The organism is Roseovarius sp. MBR-78 (assembly GCF_040547535.1).
In the GTDB taxonomy this organism is placed as follows: Bacteria; Pseudomonadota; Alphaproteobacteria; order Rhodobacterales; family Rhodobacteraceae; genus Roseovarius.
On the sequence record NZ_JBEPPX010000009.1, the window covers coordinates 14,591 to 30,707 of the forward strand.

Here is a 16,117-nt window from a genome sequence, read left to right on the forward strand (position 1 = left end):
TTGACCTTCGGTCACCCTTGAGCCGGGTATCACGATCGGCACCGTAGTTCCCAAGCAGACCCAAGAAGACTTGGGCATCCCGGCGGCCCCCGCCGCCGTTCCCTCACGGGTTCAATGCAGGATGGGTTCGCGCAGCCGAAGCCACCCCAGATCGGTCGTGGCGCAGAACCATCCGAAGGCCCGGATCACCGCGTGGTCGTGGCGGGCGATCAGGTGCGGATAGGCGGCGTCAGGATTGCGCACGGCATCGACCCAGACAACCCGCCGGTCATTCATCGGCTGACGCGACAACATCCCGACCAAGGCCCCGAGGGGGCCGCGCGGCACACCGTAGAGCCGCGCGAAGCGTTCCACATCCGAGGGTGTGGGCCAGCCGTCAGGGTTGGCTTCCTCGGCCCAGGAGATCAGCGCCATATGGGCCTGCCGAAGGCGGCGCGGGAAAAGGCTGGGGTATGCCTCTGCGATCCGCTGCGACCAGACCAGATCCATCACCCTGCCTCCACCGCCGCGCCTGCGTTCTTCGCGGCGTCCCGGTCGGCCAGCGCCGATGCGATCCGGGCCGTGGCGTTGCGGCGGCCAGAGGCAAACTCGCGGTCAGCATTCAAGGCGCGCTGGTGCGCCTGCTTCACCGCCGCGATGGCCGCGCGGGCCTGTCGCACATCGTCACCGATCAAGCGGTCGGCCAGTTCCTGCGGCGACACGATCCGCTGCTTTGCGGGCATCCGGTCCAGCAGCGCCGCGACACTGGCCCCCAAAACCCGGTCGAGCGTGGCGGCGGCCAGCGCAGCCGCCGTGCGCAATTCCGCCGGGCCAGCGCCCGAAAGCTGCGCCATATGGTTCGTGCGCTTGTCACTGCCAATCCCGGCGCGGGCCAGCGCGACCACCGGCGAGGCCCAGAGCACATCCGACGCGGACAGGCCCGTGGCCAGCGCGTCGAGCTGGCGCAGGATAGCGAAACGATCATCATCAGACACGGCGCGCACATCGTTGCGGGCCTTTACGGCCATCCTGTTTCCGGCGTTCTGCGCGTCGAGCTTGCCGAACCCCGCGCGGCGCGCGCTGTCGGCGGCATCCTGCGCCTGTTTCAGGATCGCGGCCTCAAGCCGGGCGATCAGGGCGCGGTGCTTTTCTTCAAGCCGGGTCGCGGTGGCAACGGCCTCGGCCAGTTCGGGCAGGCCAAAGAGCGTTCCAGCGGCGGGCAAGGTCGGGGGATTGTCGTCAGGGGAAAGCGTTGCGGTCATCGGTCGGTCCTCTCAAAGTTTGGGGGCCGACGCGCTGCCACTGCGCTGTCAGGGTCGCCATCGCCCCGGATGTGCAACTATACCTTGGGTTGCGGGGGCGGCAGAGCGGTATTCGTTGTTGTTCGACACCGCCGCGCGATCTTCGGGCACCTAGTCTCCCCGCCGCGTCTCGGGATCCAGCACCGCGCGCTGGCCGGGGATGCGCTCCACGGTGTCGAGCCGCTGGGGGCTGTCATAGAGACCCGCCTGTCGCTGGGCCTCAAGAAATTCCTCCATCGTCATCTTGTTCGGCACCACCAGAACGCCGCCGGTGTCGATGTTCACGTTCACATTCGCCCCGGCCTGCTCGCCTTCGCGGTATCCGTGGCGGGCCTTCAACAGGAACATCGCCGGGACATACTGGCCCGCCAGCGCCAGATCATGCAGGACGCCCACCAGCTTGTCGTGCTCGACCGCGCGGCCCCGGTCGATGGCGTCCTGCACCGCAGGATCGCGGCGCTTGGCGGCACGAAAGGCATCCTTGCCCATCCGCAGGGCCTTGGCCATCGTCGCCTCGGCCACGCCGCGCGCGGCCAGTTCCTCGATCACTTTCAAGCCGCGCCGACCGATCCGGTAGGCCGGACCGCCGGGGGTGCCGTCCGACACCCGGCGCGCCACCGCGTCAAACCTGTCTTCATCCATCTGCCGTCTCCTTGTCGAACTCTTGGCACACCCGCTGGCTCAGGCCCTTGCCGCATTTCAGGTCGCGCGCGATCCGGTCCATCCCCATGCCGCCCGCACGCAGGGCGCGGATCGCGTCGATCAGCGCGTCAGAGGCCGGGGCGCGACCGATCTGCTTGCCCGCCGCCCGGGCGCGCGCCATCCCGGCTTTCGTGCGTTCCACGATCATTGCGCGCTCGAACTCAGCAAACACGCCCGACATCTGCAACAGGGCGCGGCCCGCCGGGGTCGAGGTGTCGAGCGCCTGCTGTTCCAGAAAGAGATCGCAGCCGACGCTGCGCAGCGTCTCGAACAGGTCAACGAGGTCGCGCAGCGACCGCCCGAGGCGCGACACGTCCCACGCCATCACCACGTCGAACCGGCGGCGCGCGGCGTCCTTCATCATCGCGTCCAGCGCCGGGCGCGCCCTCTTGGCCCCGGATGCCGTCTCGACATATTCGCACACAGCCGCCCAGCCCGCGCGCGCCGCCACCTCTCGCAGGCGGAAAAGCTGGTTTTCGGGCGTCTGTTCGCCGGTCGATACCCGGGCATAGATCGCGGCACGGCGCGGGGGTGTTTTCGGACAGTCCATTGTTGTTGCTCCATTTCTTTGCTCAACCATAGGTAGAACATACCGCGAACACAGTTGGGCCGTCTATCGGAAAGCACCCTGTGCCGGTCGGTCCGGGGGTGGCCTTCGGGGCGGGGATAAATGCCCGCGAATATGGGCTTTCCGGCGGCAAGATCGCGCGACCTTTGCGGGGTGGCCATTGCCCAGCAAGATCAGACAAAGGGGATCGGCGCGGCGGATCGCGGATCAGGCGGCGCAGGCAACGGGATCGGGCGTGGCCTTTTAGGAACGGCGCACAACGCGGGTTTCAGTGTTTCACCAATGGGGGAACTGCCATGTCAGGGCATTCAGGGTTTTCAGGGCTTCTTTCTCTCCCGCGCGAAAAATTCACAGAGGGGAACAGTAAATCCCGGTATCCGTAAGTCGTGGAGCCCGGCAGAGCCCCCCGGATACGCTTCAAAAGCATCGGCGCGCGCGGCGGGGAAAAAGAAAGCCCCGAAAGCCCTGGATGCCCGGCGACCATCACTCTACCCGCATCAGACGATAGGCGAGGGTGTTGTTCTCGCCGTGGAGGGCAACAATCCGGCGGCCACGCACGATCCGGCCCTTCACCTTCTTGAGATACCAAGCCACCTTCTTCGGGCTCGCGCCCTTCGGGCAGGCCGCCTCAAGCGCCAGCATCAGCCCGTCGCGCCCGGGGCCGCTTGCGGCCTCCTCGGCAGCCCGTCGCACGAGATCGCCCGCCGTCAGCACCACGCCGACACCGATGGCTTGTTCCCATGCCTCGATCAGGCTCGACAGCTCCTCGCGGACTGAATCCACAGCGGCGACATCGGCCTGCGTTTCATGTGGATCGGGTTCGCCCGCCCAGACCAGCGCGCCGCGCACGAGATTCGACCAATCCTCGAAGCCGCCGAAGGGGATCAGCTTGTCGAGACCGGGCCGTCCGGCCACCACGAATGCGCGCAGCACCGTCAGAGCCGCCGGGACCAGTTCGTGCCGCCGCCTCGGCACCTCCAATTTGAGATCGACATCAAAGGCGCGCTCGGCGGGCCGCTCCACCCCGGCGTCCATCGTGCAGAGAATCGCGCGGCGACTCATATCCTCGCGGAATTCAAGATTGTTGCCGTTGGCCAGCCACAGCGTCCGCGTCGAGACGTGGCCTTGGTCGTTGCCGCCCAGCATCCGATCCTGCCAAGTCTCCTGCGTCAGGATCGAACACATGCGCGCCCCTCCCATAGGCCGGTCCACGTTGTCGATCACCACCACGGGGTCGCCCTGCATCAGGACCGACATCAGCCGCTTGCGCTCCTCCTCCCCGTCCCCGTCGCCCGATTGGTTCAAGACGGTCGCGGCCCGGCCCATCGCCAGCATTGCAACCGTGTCTGTGAGCAGGCTTTTTCCGGTGCCCATGGTCGGGGCTGTGAAACCGTGCATCGGGGCCGTGCGAAGGGATCGGCGGCAAACCGCCGTCAGCATCGCGGACAGGGCTACCGAACGCGACGGCGAGCGGCCCTCTTCATTTTCCACAAAGGGGAAACCCTTGATGATCCACTTGAGCTTCCCCAGCGCGGCAACCGCATCAATGAGCGTCGGCGCGTCAGGCACCGAGTCGAAAGCCGCGCCGCCGGTGTCCAGGATCAACCCGGATGCCGCATCATACCCCTCCTGCGCAAGCACGGTCCCGTCAGGTCGGAGCGTCGGGCACTCAACAATCCCGCGCAGGACCGGCAGCCGCCCGCCGCCCTCGCGCACCCGCTGGATGTAGGCGAGCGACAGCGACACGGGCGGGCCGACAGGCTTGTCTTCGGTGCCTTCCTTGGTCTCGACCACCTTCACGAAGTTGGCAACGCGGGTCATCAGGTCACGCAGCGAGTGGGGCTGCACGTCGCGCACCACAAGCGCGCCCTCGCGCCGCAAGATGCCGCCATCGTCCTCGGCCTCGGAGGCGTCAAGCCTGACGGCGCGGACCAGCCGCCCCATCTGCTGGTAGATCGGCAACCCAGCGCTGAGCATCGCGGCCTCCGCCGCGTCCTGTGTCTCGTGCAGCCGGTTTTCGGACAACTCCACCCGGATGCGCCCATCCTCGCGCGCGGCGATGCCCAGCCAGAGCCGGAACCGCTTGCCGACAGCCTCGGGCAGGTCCAGCATCTCGACCACGCGCGGGATGCCCGTCGCAGGCTCGCCTGCCTCAACCTTGGCGGCGGTCTGGCCTGCCTTGCGGCGCTTGCCCGCCTCCTCGTCGCCTGCCACCTCGGCCACCGCAACGATGCACCTGTCCGCCTCCTCGGGCGATAGGCCAGCCGACAGCAGCGCGCCCGCGAGCGCCATGCAGAAGTCGTCGCGCGAGCCCTGCGCGGGGTAAAAGCGCGCCACCACCGACAGGAACGCCAGCAGCCCGGCCCGCTGGTAGATGCCCTTGGCCGTGTCCTCAAGCAAGGCACTGTCGCGCTCCCACGTCACGGCCTCGCCGCTCGGGTGGATCGAAGGCGGGGCCATCGTGTGGCCGTTCGCCCTCACCTCCAAGACGCACACGGCGTGTTCCTCCGGCAGGCCCTCCATGCCCTTCAACTCCGGCATGTCGAACTTCTTGGACGCCACCGCATTAGCGCCGCGCAGCAGGTAGTGCGAGCCGCGCGCGCCCTCGCGCCCGAACCGGGCGAAGCGATCCAGCAGCAGGCCCCCGAGCCGCCGCGCCTCCGGCCAGTCAAGGTCGAAGTCCACCAGCCCGCCGTGATCCGGCCCGAGGCGGAGCCCGAGGTTGTAGCCGCCATGGTCGATCAGCCGCGCCGCGTTGTCTGCGGTTATGGTGTTGGCGTCGTGCTTGCCGAGCGGCTTCTTTGCCTTGGGGCCAAGCCGGATCGGCGTCATGCCTCGCGCAAGGTATCCCTGTGCGGCGGACAACAACGAATTTCGGTCTACCCCGTCAGCATCCGGCGTTATACTGTCCGCGTTGATGATGTTCTGATGACCTGCCCGGTCTTCTCCTGCGTCCCCCGTCCCCAGCGGGGGGCGTTTCTCGTTCCCCCCGCTCATTCGGCAGCCCTCGCCTCGGCACGGGCCGCGACCCATGCGCTGACTTCGCGCTCAAGCCACGCGACCTTGTTGGCGCAGAGGCGGAGCTGGCGGGGGAAGTCCCCCTGTCGGATCAGCTTGTAGATTGTGGGCTTGGAGAGGCGGGTGCGCTCGGCAACCTCCTCAATGGTCAGCAGTGTGTCGCTCTCAGGCATCGGCTTATCCCCGGATATGGCTTCATCTCGGGGGATATTCGGCGGGATGCCCGCAGAAGTCGGTCGCGCGAATCAGGGCCTAAATCAGGCCTGATTTGCGTAACGCCCTGAGCTGCGCATAGACCTCCTTCTGTGCCAGCTCCTGCCGCGCCTCGGGCGTGAAGCCCCGGAACCGGAACGGGACCGCACGGCGCACCCCGGTCGATGTGAACACGAGGAGCGGCGATGCCTGCCACTCGCTGCCCGTCCGGTGGTAGTTGCCGATTTCGACAGGCCCGCCGCGCTCATCCCAACAGCGCACCAGCTCGTGCACCGCCTCGCGCAGGCCGGGGACCTCGCGCGGCGCACCGGCGCGGCCCTTGGCCCCCTCGACAATCTCAAGGGCAGCCGCGCCAACGTCCACGGGCAGCGTGTCCGTGGTCTCACCCACCTGTGCGGCTAGGACACGGTGAAACTCGCTGCGCTCCGCCGGGTCCATCTTCGCCCAGATGGCCGCGATCTTCGCGGCGGGCCGGGCCGTGGAGTGGGGCGCGTCAACCTCGGCATCCCCGAACGTGTCGCGGGCGATGCGCTCCCACTCGGGGATTTCAGCCACGGCGCGGAACGCCTGACGGGCGCGCAGCACATCGGCGCGGGTGATCTTCGGCATCAGGTCCATTCCCGCCCCCATGCGTCCAGCGCCGCCCGCTTTTCCGGCAAGTAGCTGTATCGGTTGTAGGTCCCGGCCACGCCCTCAATCGCATGGCCCAAGACACGCTCGATGTGTTCCTGCGCCACCCCGAGGCGCGCCATGTGCGTGGCGGCAGACCGGCGGAGGTCATGCAGCGTCCAGCCCTCGACTCCCGACAGCCGGTCCAGCCGAGCCTTGGCCTTGGAGAAGCCCGAGACGGGCCGCTTGCCCGCCGTGGTGGACAGCATGAATGTGCCGCCGTTCCACTTGGGCAGAGCCTCGACAATCGCCAGCGCCGGTGCCGACAGCGGCACCACTTGCGGGCGGTCGGTCTTGTAGTGGCTGGCCGGGACCTCGAATGCCTGTTGGTCGCACAGCAGCCAGCCGCGCTCAAGGTTGGCAACCTCCGCCCGGCGCTGCGCGGTCAGGATCAGGAGTTTCACCATCGGCCCGAACGGGTAGCCCATGTCATCCGCCGCCGCCCAAACCGCCTTCAATTCGTCCATGGACAGCACCCGCTCTCGGGGCGTGTAGCCCAGCTCGGGGCGGCGCATCCCGGCAACCGGGCTCGCGGCCAACAGGCCCCTGTCCACCGCCCAATTGAACAGCTTGGTGACGTGCTTGCGCACCTCGCGCGCCGCGCCTGTCCCGTGCTCCATCGCAATGTCGTCCAGCAGCTCATGCGCCGCCGCCCGGTCGATGGTGTCGATGGGCTTCCCCTTCCACGCCGGGACCGCGAAGGTTTTGAGCAGCCGCTCGGTGTCCCGCCACTTCTGGGTGTGGGCCTTCGCGTGAAGCTCTATGAACCGAGCGCAGATCACCTCGAACACCCGCTCACCCTTCGCCCGGGCCTCATCACGGCGCTTGTCGGCGGGATCGTCGCCCCGGTCGGCTAGGTCGATTGCAGCCCGCGCCCGCTCCCGTGCGGCCCGCAGGTCGATCAGGGGATAGGCCCCGAGGGTCATTCGGCGCAGCGGCCCCCGATTTCCGCCGGTCCCCCGGCCCGCGACCCGATACATCACGGACCAGCTCTTCTTGCCGCCCTCGGTGACGCGCAGGGCGAGGCCGGGTGTCAGGGTGTCGAACACCTCCAGCCGCCGCCCGGCCTCGGGCGTGATCTTGGACACGGCCATTTCAGTCAGCTTCTTCTTCACAGAGCACCTCCCGGGGTAACGTCGGGGTAACGGATCAGGGGGCTATTCGGCTTTACGGGCCGATACCACCGGAGCCGACTATAGACGACAAGTGCCTGCAAATAAAGATATTTAGGCGATGCGCGGAGCCCTGCGGATACCTCGGGAAACTGGCGGCCCGCCTCTTGGTAAGGGAGAGGTCGACAGTTCAATCCTGTCCAGCAGCACCATAATTCCCGATTGATAACGCGCTTGCGGGGCCGGGTGGGGGGCAACCCACCACCGGCGCGCGGTGGCAGGGTCGGCGCTCCGGGGTGCCGCTTGGCGCTTGTGGATGCGCAGCGCGGCCCTCAGGCACCCTTGAAATTCACCTCGCCCTCATGCTCCAGCGCGCGCTCGGCGGCCTGTCTTTTCGTGACGCAATCCTCGCGCATCCGGCGCGAGCGGTTGCGCCCGTATTGCCCCAGCGCGATGGCCGCGAGGATGATCGCGCCGCCCGGCAGCAGGCCGGGGCCGGGGTTTTCGCCCAGAAGCACCATCGCGATCACGATGCCAGCGACCGGCGAAAACGATGTGGCCAGCGACACATCGCCCGAGCGCGCATGTTTCAGCGCCAGCGCCCAGGCGAATTGCCCGCCAAGCACCACGATGACCGCGTAGATCCAGACATATTCCCACACCAGTGGGTGAAACACGTCGCGGAAGTGATCCGCCCCGAACAGGTAGATCGCGAGGAAGAAGTAGAAGATCGTGCCCAAAACCGTGCGGTAGATCGCGTAAATCCCCAGCGGGATGCCGCGCAGCCCGGCGCGCGCGACCAGCGTCGAGGCGATATAGGACAGCGTTGCCAGAAGCGCGCCGATCTCGCCCTTGCCGATCTCGAACCCGCCGCCGCCATTCATCCACAGCATCACCACCGCGCCGACAAGCGCGATGAGACCGGCGACAAAGGCCCAGGGTTCGAACTCCTCGCGCAGGATGAGCCAGGCGGCGAGCAGGAAGAGCGGCGGCTCGATCCGGCCCATCAGGACCACGTTGGTCACCGTGGTCTTTTCCAGCGCATAGAAAAAGAGGCCCGGCGTTAGCGCCGACGACAAAAACGCCGAGAGAGTCAGGATCGCCCAGTGCTTGCGCTTGAGCTTGCGCAGGTTTTCCATCGTCCAGTCGCGCCAGAACATGAACCCCATCGGCACGATCGACAGCAGCGAGCCGACGAAAAGCAGATTGCAATAGGTGATGACATTGCGCCCCATCACCCGGTTTTCCATCCCGATCTCGGCCAGAAGCGAGACGATGGAATTGCCGGCGGCAAAGATCACCACCGCGAGCCAGGCAAGCCCCGCCCCCATCATGAGGCGCGAATTGTCGGTCAGGGTCGGGGTGCTGGCATGGGCCATGATGGCGGAATCCTCTGGACCTTGAAAAGGGTGTGCCGAGTATGCGAGGCGCACGTCTTGCGTGCAAATGACGATGCCGCACGGGTGTTCACATTCGGTCAAGCACCGCGCAACATCGTGTCATGTGTGCCCGCGCCGGGCGATGAGGCATCACGCCGCCGTGCGCCGGGTGTCAGGAAGTGCCTAGAACGCTTGTATTTTCGCGGCCTTGCGCGCAGCTTGGCCGCAACCCGCCCGCGATAACGGAGCCGCGCCATGTCCGACACGCCCAAAGGCGACGCCTTTGTCACCATCTTTGATGACACCTATGACCAGCCCGATTGCCGGGCCTATTTCCGCATGATGGACGCGCTGGGATACCGCAACCAGCATCACGCGGTGGCGGCGTTCCGCGCGGGGCTTGACGCGCTGTGCCGCGCGCGCGCGATCCCCGCGCCGCGCATCCTCGATTTCGCGTCGAGCTATGGCATTGTCGCGCTTCTGATGCGCCATGACGTGACGCTTGGCGATGTGTTCGCGCGCTACCGTGCGCCGGAGTTCGATCATGCGACGTCCGGTGAGGTGATTGCGCGGGATCGCGACTGGCTGGCGGGCCTGCCGCGTCACGCGCCGCCGCTGCATGTGACCGGGCTCGATATCATGCCCAACGCGGTGGCCTATGGTCGTGCCGTGGGGCTGTTCGACGAGGGTTTCTCCGAGGATCTGGAAACCGCCGCGCCGTCGCCCGCGCTTGCCGCCGCGCTGGGACAGGTGGATATGATCGTGGAATGTGGCTCGGTGGCGCAGCTCATGCCGAATGCGCTCGACCGGCTGCTTGCGGCGGCGGGGCCGCGCAAGCCCTGGATCATGACCTCGCCCATTCGCGGCAACGAGCGGGCGCGGGCCGAGGAGGTGTTGCGCGCGCATGGCATGGTGCAGGAGCGGCTGCCGGTGCCGCCCTTCATCCATCGCCGCTTTGAAGGTGCGGACGAGCAGGCCCGCGCCATCGCCAATGCCCGCGCGGCGGGGCATGAGACCGAGAGCGTCGAGACCACCGGGCATTTTCACGCGCAGGTTCTGCTGGCGCGCCCCGAGGGCGAGGGCGGGCCGGTGGCGGGCTGGGCGCGGCCGCTCAGCGTGGCACCGCTACCGTGATACGGTGCGGCGTTGCACGCGGCGGCGCTGCGATATAGAGCGGGCAGACCAGCGCAAGGCAGCACAGATGACCGATATCCACGACATTCCCGCCCTCATGGCAGAGATCGGCGCGCGGGCCCGCGCGGCGGCGGCAGAGCTTGCCATTGCCGCGCCCGAGACGAAGCGCGCGGCGCTCGAGGCCGCCGCCGATGCCGTCGCGCGCGCGCGCGGCACGATCCTTGCCGCCAATGCGCAGGACACGAAGGCCGCGCGCGACAAGGGGCTGACGCCCGCCATGCTCGACCGGCTCGCGCTCGATGCGGGGCGGATCGACGGAATCATCGCGGGGCTGCGCGCGGTCGCCGCACAGGACGACCCCGTGGGGCAGGTCATCGCCGAATGGGATCGGCCCTCGGGCCTGCATATCCGCCGGGTGCGCACGCCTTTGGGCGTGATCGGCGTGATCTATGAAAGCCGCCCCAATGTCACCGCGGATGCGGGCGCGCTGTGCCTGAAATCGGGCAATGCGGTAATCCTGCGCGGCGGATCGGAGAGCTTTCACTCGTCGCGCGCGATCCATGCCTGCCTTGTCGAGGGGCTGCGCGCCACTGGTCTGCCCGAGGACGCGATCCAGCTTGTGCCGGTGCGCGACCGCGCGGCGGTCGGGCTCATGCTGGGCATGACCGAGCATATCGACGTGATCGTGCCGCGCGGCGGCAAGGGGCTTGTGGGCCTTGTGCAGGCCGAGGCGCGGGTGCCGGTATTCGCCCATCTCGAAGGCATCGTGCATATCTATCTCGACGCCGAGGCCGACCCGGAAAAGGCATTGAAGGTGGTGCTCAACGCCAAGACCCGGCGCACCGGGATTTGCGGGGCCGCCGAATGCCTGCTGATCCACCGCGACATCGCCGACACCATCGGGCAGGGCGTCATCCGCGCGCTGATCGACGCGGGCGTCGAGGTGCGCGGCGATGCCGCGCTTCAGGCGATCCCCGGCGTGGTGCCTGCCGCCGAGGAGGATTGGGGACGCGAATATCTCGACAGCATTATTGCGGCAAAGGTGGTCGATGATCTTGACGCGGCGATTGCCCATATCCGGCGCTATGGCTCGAACCACACCGATTGCATCGTGACCGAAGATGCGGCGGCGGTGGCGGGGTTCTTTGCCCGGCTCGACAGTGCGATCCTGATGCACAATGCCTCAACGCAATTCGCCGATGGGGGCGAATTCGGCATGGGCGCGGAGATCGGCATCGCCACCGGCAAGATGCACGCGCGCGGGCCGGTGGGGGCCGAGCAACTGACCAGCTTCAAATATCTGGTGACCGGCGATGGAGCGGTGCGGGGGTAGGGGCAGGGGGAGGGGCGATTGATGCTTGGCCCTCTTGCGCGGAACAAAGGCGCGGAACGCGCCGCCGCGCAGCGCCCGTCCGCCCCCTCGGGCGGGCGCTTCTGCAACGGTGCAGTTTCTTGTGAACGCGGATGTACTTGGCGGGCATAAAGTGCCAGTCAAATCTGTCACAGCGCCCACCCGGCGGACGGGCACTGCGCAGCTCAATTCAAAGCAACAATGTCCCGATCACCCCTTGTCATCCTCGGGCAGCCCGTGCTCCTTGAAAAGCCGCCCCTGCGTCATGAAGAACACGAAGATCGCCGCCGTCAGGCCGAACGTCTTGAAATAGACCCAGATTTCCTCGGTCTGCGTGCGCCAGATCGCCTCGTTCAGCACCGCCAACCCGAAGAAGAACAGCATCAGCCGCCGCGTCAGGATCATCCAGCCCCGGTCGGTCAGCGGCATCGCGCCCTCCATCACCGATTGCAGCCACGATTGCCCGCGCAAAAGCCCGATCCCCAGCACGCCGCCGAACAGCAGGTAGATCATCGTCGGCTTCATCTTGAAGAAACGCGGATCATTGAACCAGACCGACAACCCGCCGAAAACCACGATCAGCACCGCCGTCACCGCCTGCATCCGGCTCAGATGCCCGGTGAGCCGCCACAGCGCGGCCATCGACAGCAGAAAGACGGGGATGAACCCGGCGGTGACCACGATGAACCCGGCATATTCGGTGCCGCCAATCACAAACGTGTGATCCTTGAGCCAGAGATAGGCCGCGAAAAACCCGAGGATCGGGCCGAATTCCAACGCCGGTTTGGCCCATTTCGGGGCTTGGGTCTCGGTCATGCGATGTCCTTTCTCAGCCGCCAAATTCAACTATCACCGCGCCCGCCGCGATCAACCCCATAAGGGCGATGCGGCGCGGCCCCACGGTTTCCTTGAGCACCAGCCAGCCGATGAGCGCGGCAAAGACCGTCGAGGTCTCGCGCAGAACGGCGGCCTCGCCCACCTTGTCGAGGCGGGTGGCGAGCATGATCGAGCCGAAAGACAGAAACGCCACCAGCCCGCCCATCACCCCGCGCAGGGCAAGCGGCCCCGGCGCGGGCCGCACCGGCATGGCGCGCCAGCGGGCCACGGCAATGGGCAGGATCGACAGCCCGTCGAGCATGAAGAACCACGCCAGAAAGGTGAACGGGTCGGCGCTGGCGCGGATGCCATAGGCGTCATAGGTGGTGTAGAGCGCCACGAACAGCCCCGTCGCCACCGCCAGCCCAAGCGCCATGCGCAGCGTGTCGCGTTGCAGCGGGTAAAAGCGCAGGTTGTAGGCCGCCAGCCCGAAAATCCCCGCCAGCAGCACCGCCAGCCCCAGCCATTGCAGCCCCGCGAACCGCTCGCCAAAGATCAGCCACGCCCCGATCACCGCAAACAGCGGCCCGGTGCCGCGCACGATGGGATAGACCACCGTATAGGCCCCGCGCGAATAGGCCATCGCCTGCAACACCTTGTAGCCGATATGGATCACCACCGCGCCCGCGAAGATGGGCCACATATGCGGCTCGGGCCAGGGCACGACAAAGAGTGCGAAGGGGGCGGCCATCATGGAGTAGCTGGCGTCGATCGCGCCCCGGCTCAGCCACGGATCGTGCCGCCCCTTTTGCAGCGCGCCGAAGACGGCGTGCAGGAACGCGGCCATGAGCGCCAGCGCGGTGGCAAGCTGCGCGCCCGCTGCGGTGCCTTCGAGCGAGAGAAGCCAGGCGCTCATCGGGCGCGCAGCCCCCTAGGCCGCATGTTGAATTGGGGGGCCAGCCCCCCAACCCCCCCGGAATATTTCCGGCAAGATGAAGCTGCGGTCATTCGGCCTCGAGCCCGGTGAGCGCGGCGGCGAACTCCTCGGGGTCGAACGGGGCCAGATCGTCGATCTGCTCGCCCACGCCGATGGCATGGATGGGCAGGCCGAAGCGGTCGGCCAGCGCCACCAGAACCCCGCCGCGCGCGGTGCCGTCGAGCTTGGTCATCACCAGCCCGGTGACATCGGCGATCTTGCGGAAAATCTCGACTTGGGAGAGCGCGTTCTGCCCGGTGGTGGCGTCGAGCACCAGAAGCGTGTTGTGCGGCGCATCCGGGTCTTTCTTGCGGATCACGCGGACGATCTTGGCCAGTTCCTCCATCAGGTCGGCGCGGTTCTGCAAGCGCCCCGCCGTGTCGATCATCAGGAGGTCCGCGCCCTCGGCCTCGGCCCGCGTCATGGCGTCAAAGGCAAGGCTCGCGGGGTCCGAGCCCTCGGGCGCGGTCATCACCGGCACGCCGGCGCGGTCGCCCCAGACCTGCAATTGCTCGACGGCGGCGGCGCGGAACGTGTCACCGGCGGCGATCACCACCGATTTGCCCGCCGCCTTGAACTGGCTGGCAAGCTTGCCGATGGTGGTGGTCTTGCCCGAACCGTTGACGCCCACCACCAGCACCACCTGCGGGCGCTTGGCATAAAGCGGCATGGGCCGTGCCACCGGTTCCATGATGCGGGCGATCTCAGTGGCCAGCACTTCCTTGATCTCGCGCGTCGAAAGCCGCTGCCCCATGCGCCCCTCGGCCATGTTGGCGGTCACGCGCAGGGCGGTGTCCACGCCCATATCGGCGGTGATGAGCAGCTCTTCGAGGCGCTCCAACATGTCATCGTCGAGCACCCGGCGCGGGGCATCGGCGCGGTCACGCCCGGTGAGGCGGGCCAGCAGGCCGGGGCGCTCGGCGGGGGCGGCGTCTGGCGGGGCCTCTGCCACGTCCTCGACAATCGCCTCCAGCCCCTCGTCGAGCTTCGACGAGGACTTGAACAGCCGTTCCTTGAGTTTCGAGAAAAACGCCATGCGCCCTCCATGCCGATCCCCCGATCCCTACTGCGGATCGGGGGCGGATGGAAGGGTTGCCCGGCTCAGATTTCGTCGGCGAAATGCTGCATGGTCAAGCGGATCGGGTTGGGCGCGGCCTGCCCCAGCCCGCAGATCGAGGCATCGGCCATCGCCTGGCACAGCTCTTCCAGGAGCGGCTGATCCCAGTGATCGGCCTGCATCAGCTTGACCGCCTTTTCGCAGCCCACCCGGCAGGGCGTGCATTGCCCGCAGCTTTCATCCTCGAAAAACCGCAGCATGTTGAGCGCGGCGGCGCGCGCGCTGTCGTGATCCGAGAGCACCACCACGGCGGCCGAGCCGATAAAGCTGCCGTGCGGCTGCAACGTGTCGAAATCGAGCGGGATATCGTCCATCGACGCGGGCAGGATACCCGAGGACGGCCCGCCCGGCTGATAGGCCTTGAATGCGTGGCCGTCGATCATGCCCCCCGCCGCCTCGATCACGTCGCGGATGGTCGAGCCTGCGGGCAAGAGATGCACGCCGGGGGATTTTACCCGCCCCGAGACCGAATAGGAGCGCAGACCCTTGCGACCGTTCTTCTCGACCCCGCGGAGGATCTCGCCGCCCTCGCGCAGCACGCGCGTCACCCAGTAGAGCGTTTCCACGTTGTTGACGAGCGTGGGGCGATTAAAGATGCCCACTTGCGCGACGAAGGGCGGGCGGTGGCGTGGCAACCCGCGCTTGCCCTCGATCGATTCGATCATCGCCGATTCCTCGCCGCAGATATAGGCCCCGGCACCGCGGCGCAGCTCGACATAGCCCGGTGCGATCAGGGCCGCTTCCTCCAGCGCCTTGATTTCGCGGCGCAATATTTCGATCACGGCGGGGTATTCGTCGCGCATGTAGATGAAGCAGCGTTCGGCCTCCACTGCCCAAGCGGCGATCAGCATCCCCTCAAGGAAGACATGCGGCGTGCGTTCGAGGTAATAGCGGTCCTTGAACGTGCCCGGCTCGCCCTCGTCGCCATTGACAGCCAAATAACGCGGCCCCGGCTCCGCGCGCACGAAGCCCCATTTGCGCCCCGAGGGAAAGCCCGCGCCACCAAGGCCCCGCAGCCCGGCATCGAGCAATGTCTGTTGCACCGTCTCGAAATCGCCGCCCTGCCGCAGGGCGCGCAGCGTGGCACAGCCGCCATCGGCGGTGTAGTCTGCAAAACTCTGATATTGCGGCACATGCGTGTGCGTCTCTCCCGCAGCAATCGCGGCCTGCACCTTTTCCGGGGTGGCGTGGTCGATATGGTTGTGACCCAGTTCCAGCACCGGCGCGGTATCGCAGCGACCCATGCAGGGCGCGCGCAGCACCCGCACTTGCGCTGGGTCAAGCCCCTCTTCCAGCGCCAATTTGAGCGCCTGCGCGCCCGCCAACTCGCACGAGAGCGAATCGCAGACCCGGATGGTCAGCGCGGGCGGCGGGGCCTCGCCCTCCTTCACCACGTCGAAATGGGCGTAGAATGTGGCGACCTCGTAGACCTCGGCCTGCGCGATGCGCATCTCCTCGGCCAGCGCGCGCAGATGCGCCGCCGACAGGTGGCCGAACCGGTCCTGAATGAGGTGCAGATATTCGATCAGCAGGTCGCGGCGGCGGGGGCCGTCGCCCAAGAGCGCGCGCACCTCGTCCCACGCGCTATCCTCAAGCTGCCGCCCCTTTGGCGTGTGCCGCCCCTTGCCCTTGCCGGATTTCCAGACGCCCTTGCGTTCGCCGAGTGCCATTGCGCTGTCCTCCTGCCTCGCTGGCCAAGCCATATCCGTCCGGCGCGCCGGCGGCGGGACCAAAAGCGACATTTGCCGCACCGGATGCGTTCGATTGCCGCCGAATGCAGCG

General features: G+C 67.3%; 15 protein-coding genes. 2 read left to right on the forward strand and 13 right to left on the reverse strand.

Annotated features, from left to right (window positions below):
- Positions 1 to 111 precede the first annotated feature (111 nt).
- The 9 genes from ABIE58_RS09130 to ABIE58_RS09170 all read right to left on the reverse strand — a co-directional run bounded on the left by ABIE58_RS09130 (position 112) and on the right by ABIE58_RS09170 (position 8,941).
- Positions 112 to 489 (reverse strand): hypothetical protein, encoded by a 378-nt coding sequence (locus ABIE58_RS09130; protein WP_354544401.1) that lies wholly within the window; start codon positions 487 to 489, stop codon positions 112 to 114.
- The gene (locus tag ABIE58_RS09135) at positions 489 to 1,241 is read right to left on the reverse strand and encodes a hypothetical protein (RefSeq protein ID WP_354544402.1); all 753 of its coding nucleotides are present in this window, start codon (positions 1,239 to 1,241) and stop codon (positions 489 to 491) included. Before ABIE58_RS09135 ends, ABIE58_RS09130 begins: the two co-directional genes overlap by 1 nt.
- Before the next feature lie 150 nt (positions 1,242 to 1,391).
- Positions 1,392 to 1,922 carry a hypothetical protein gene (locus tag ABIE58_RS09140; protein ID WP_354544403.1) on the reverse strand — a complete coding sequence of 177 codons (531 nt, stop codon included), beginning with the start codon at positions 1,920 to 1,922 and terminating at the stop codon, positions 1,392 to 1,394.
- Positions 1,915 to 2,532, reverse strand: a complete 618-nt coding sequence (locus tag ABIE58_RS09145) for a recombinase family protein (RefSeq protein WP_354544404.1) — start codon at positions 2,530 to 2,532, stop codon at positions 1,915 to 1,917. The genes ABIE58_RS09140 and ABIE58_RS09145 overlap by 8 nt, the downstream gene beginning before the upstream one ends.
- Before the next feature lie 501 nt (positions 2,533 to 3,033).
- Positions 3,034 to 5,583, reverse strand: coding sequence for a bifunctional DNA primase/polymerase (locus tag ABIE58_RS09150; protein ID WP_354544405.1), 2,550 nt, complete (start codon positions 5,581 to 5,583; stop codon positions 3,034 to 3,036).
- Positions 5,544 to 5,741 carry a helix-turn-helix transcriptional regulator gene (locus ABIE58_RS09155; RefSeq protein ID WP_354544406.1) on the reverse strand — a complete coding sequence of 66 codons (198 nt, stop codon included), beginning with the start codon at positions 5,739 to 5,741 and terminating at the stop codon, positions 5,544 to 5,546. Before ABIE58_RS09155 ends, ABIE58_RS09150 begins: the two co-directional genes overlap by 40 nt.
- A gap of 79 nt (positions 5,742 to 5,820) precedes the next feature.
- Positions 5,821 to 6,399: a hypothetical protein gene (locus ABIE58_RS09160; RefSeq protein WP_354544407.1), complete on the reverse strand. Its 579-nt coding sequence runs from the start codon at positions 6,397 to 6,399 to the stop codon at positions 5,821 to 5,823.
- Positions 6,390 to 7,565 carry a tyrosine-type recombinase/integrase gene (locus ABIE58_RS09165; RefSeq protein ID WP_354544408.1) on the reverse strand — a complete coding sequence of 392 codons (1,176 nt, stop codon included), beginning with the start codon at positions 7,563 to 7,565 and terminating at the stop codon, positions 6,390 to 6,392. Before ABIE58_RS09165 ends, ABIE58_RS09160 begins: the two co-directional genes overlap by 10 nt.
- Before the next feature lie 329 nt (positions 7,566 to 7,894).
- Complete coding sequence (locus ABIE58_RS09170) at positions 7,895 to 8,941, reverse strand: DMT family transporter (protein WP_354544409.1); 1,047 nt, start codon at positions 8,939 to 8,941, stop codon at positions 7,895 to 7,897.
- Positions 8,942 to 9,196: 255 nt separating this feature from the next.
- On the opposite strand from ABIE58_RS09170, the gene ABIE58_RS09175 reads away from it, so the two are divergent.
- On the forward strand, positions 9,197 to 10,075 hold the full coding sequence (locus ABIE58_RS09175; protein ID WP_354544410.1) for a hypothetical protein: 879 nt from the start codon (positions 9,197 to 9,199) through the stop codon (positions 10,073 to 10,075).
- A 67-nt stretch (positions 10,076 to 10,142) separates the two neighbouring features.
- The gene (locus ABIE58_RS09180) at positions 10,143 to 11,408 is read left to right on the forward strand and encodes a glutamate-5-semialdehyde dehydrogenase (RefSeq protein WP_354544411.1); all 1,266 of its coding nucleotides are present in this window, start codon (positions 10,143 to 10,145) and stop codon (positions 11,406 to 11,408) included.
- Between the two features lie 228 nt (positions 11,409 to 11,636).
- Here ABIE58_RS09180 and ABIE58_RS09185 read toward each other — a convergent pair whose 3' ends face one another.
- The 4 genes from ABIE58_RS09185 to ABIE58_RS09200 all read right to left on the reverse strand — a co-directional run bounded on the left by ABIE58_RS09185 (position 11,637) and on the right by ABIE58_RS09200 (position 16,005).
- Positions 11,637 to 12,242 carry an inner membrane-spanning protein YciB gene (locus ABIE58_RS09185; protein ID WP_354544412.1) on the reverse strand — a complete coding sequence of 202 codons (606 nt, stop codon included), beginning with the start codon at positions 12,240 to 12,242 and terminating at the stop codon, positions 11,637 to 11,639.
- Positions 12,243 to 12,255: 13 nt separating this feature from the next.
- Positions 12,256 to 13,158 (reverse strand): EamA family transporter, encoded by a 903-nt coding sequence (locus tag ABIE58_RS09190; RefSeq protein WP_354544413.1) that lies wholly within the window; start codon positions 13,156 to 13,158, stop codon positions 12,256 to 12,258.
- A gap of 88 nt (positions 13,159 to 13,246) precedes the next feature.
- Positions 13,247 to 14,254: a signal recognition particle-docking protein FtsY gene (gene ftsY, locus ABIE58_RS09195; RefSeq protein ID WP_354544414.1), complete on the reverse strand. Its 1,008-nt coding sequence runs from the start codon at positions 14,252 to 14,254 to the stop codon at positions 13,247 to 13,249.
- A gap of 65 nt (positions 14,255 to 14,319) precedes the next feature.
- Positions 14,320 to 16,005 carry an NAD(P)H-dependent oxidoreductase subunit E gene (locus tag ABIE58_RS09200; RefSeq protein ID WP_354544415.1) on the reverse strand — a complete coding sequence of 562 codons (1,686 nt, stop codon included), beginning with the start codon at positions 16,003 to 16,005 and terminating at the stop codon, positions 14,320 to 14,322.
- Positions 16,006 to 16,117 lie beyond the last annotated feature (112 nt).

What these genes read in the sequence shown, in the direction of transcription:
- ABIE58_RS09130 (WP_354544401.1), bottom strand. Translation starts at nt 489, where the DNA reads ATGGATCTGGTCTGGTCGCAGCGGATCGCAGAGGCATACCCCAGCCTT.
- ABIE58_RS09135 (WP_354544402.1), bottom strand. Translation starts at nt 1,241, where the DNA reads ATGACCGCAACGCTTTCCCCTGACGACAATCCCCCGACCTTGCCCGCC.
- ABIE58_RS09140 (WP_354544403.1), bottom strand. Translation starts at nt 1,922, where the DNA reads ATGGATGAAGACAGGTTTGACGCGGTGGCGCGCCGGGTGTCGGACGGC.
- ABIE58_RS09145 (WP_354544404.1), bottom strand. Translation starts at nt 2,532, where the DNA reads ATGGACTGTCCGAAAACACCCCCGCGCCGTGCCGCGATCTATGCCCGG.
- ABIE58_RS09150 (WP_354544405.1), bottom strand. Translation starts at nt 5,583, where the DNA reads ATGGGTCGCGGCCCGTGCCGAGGCGAGGGCTGCCGAATGAGCGGGGGG.
- ABIE58_RS09155 (WP_354544406.1), bottom strand. Translation starts at nt 5,741, where the DNA reads ATGCCTGAGAGCGACACACTGCTGACCATTGAGGAGGTTGCCGAGCGC.
- ABIE58_RS09160 (WP_354544407.1), bottom strand. Translation starts at nt 6,399, where the DNA reads ATGGACCTGATGCCGAAGATCACCCGCGCCGATGTGCTGCGCGCCCGT.
- ABIE58_RS09170 (WP_354544409.1), bottom strand. Translation starts at nt 8,941, where the DNA reads ATGGCCCATGCCAGCACCCCGACCCTGACCGACAATTCGCGCCTCATG.
- ABIE58_RS09175 (WP_354544410.1), top strand. Translation starts at nt 9,197, where the DNA reads ATGTCCGACACGCCCAAAGGCGACGCCTTTGTCACCATCTTTGATGAC.
- ABIE58_RS09180 (WP_354544411.1), top strand. Translation starts at nt 10,143, where the DNA reads ATGACCGATATCCACGACATTCCCGCCCTCATGGCAGAGATCGGCGCG.
- ABIE58_RS09185 (WP_354544412.1), bottom strand. Translation starts at nt 12,242, where the DNA reads ATGACCGAGACCCAAGCCCCGAAATGGGCCAAACCGGCGTTGGAATTC.
- ABIE58_RS09190 (WP_354544413.1), bottom strand. Translation starts at nt 13,158, where the DNA reads ATGAGCGCCTGGCTTCTCTCGCTCGAAGGCACCGCAGCGGGCGCGCAG.
- ftsY (WP_354544414.1), bottom strand. Translation starts at nt 14,254, where the DNA reads ATGGCGTTTTTCTCGAAACTCAAGGAACGGCTGTTCAAGTCCTCGTCG.
- ABIE58_RS09200 (WP_354544415.1), bottom strand. Translation starts at nt 16,005, where the DNA reads ATGGCACTCGGCGAACGCAAGGGCGTCTGGAAATCCGGCAAGGGCAAG.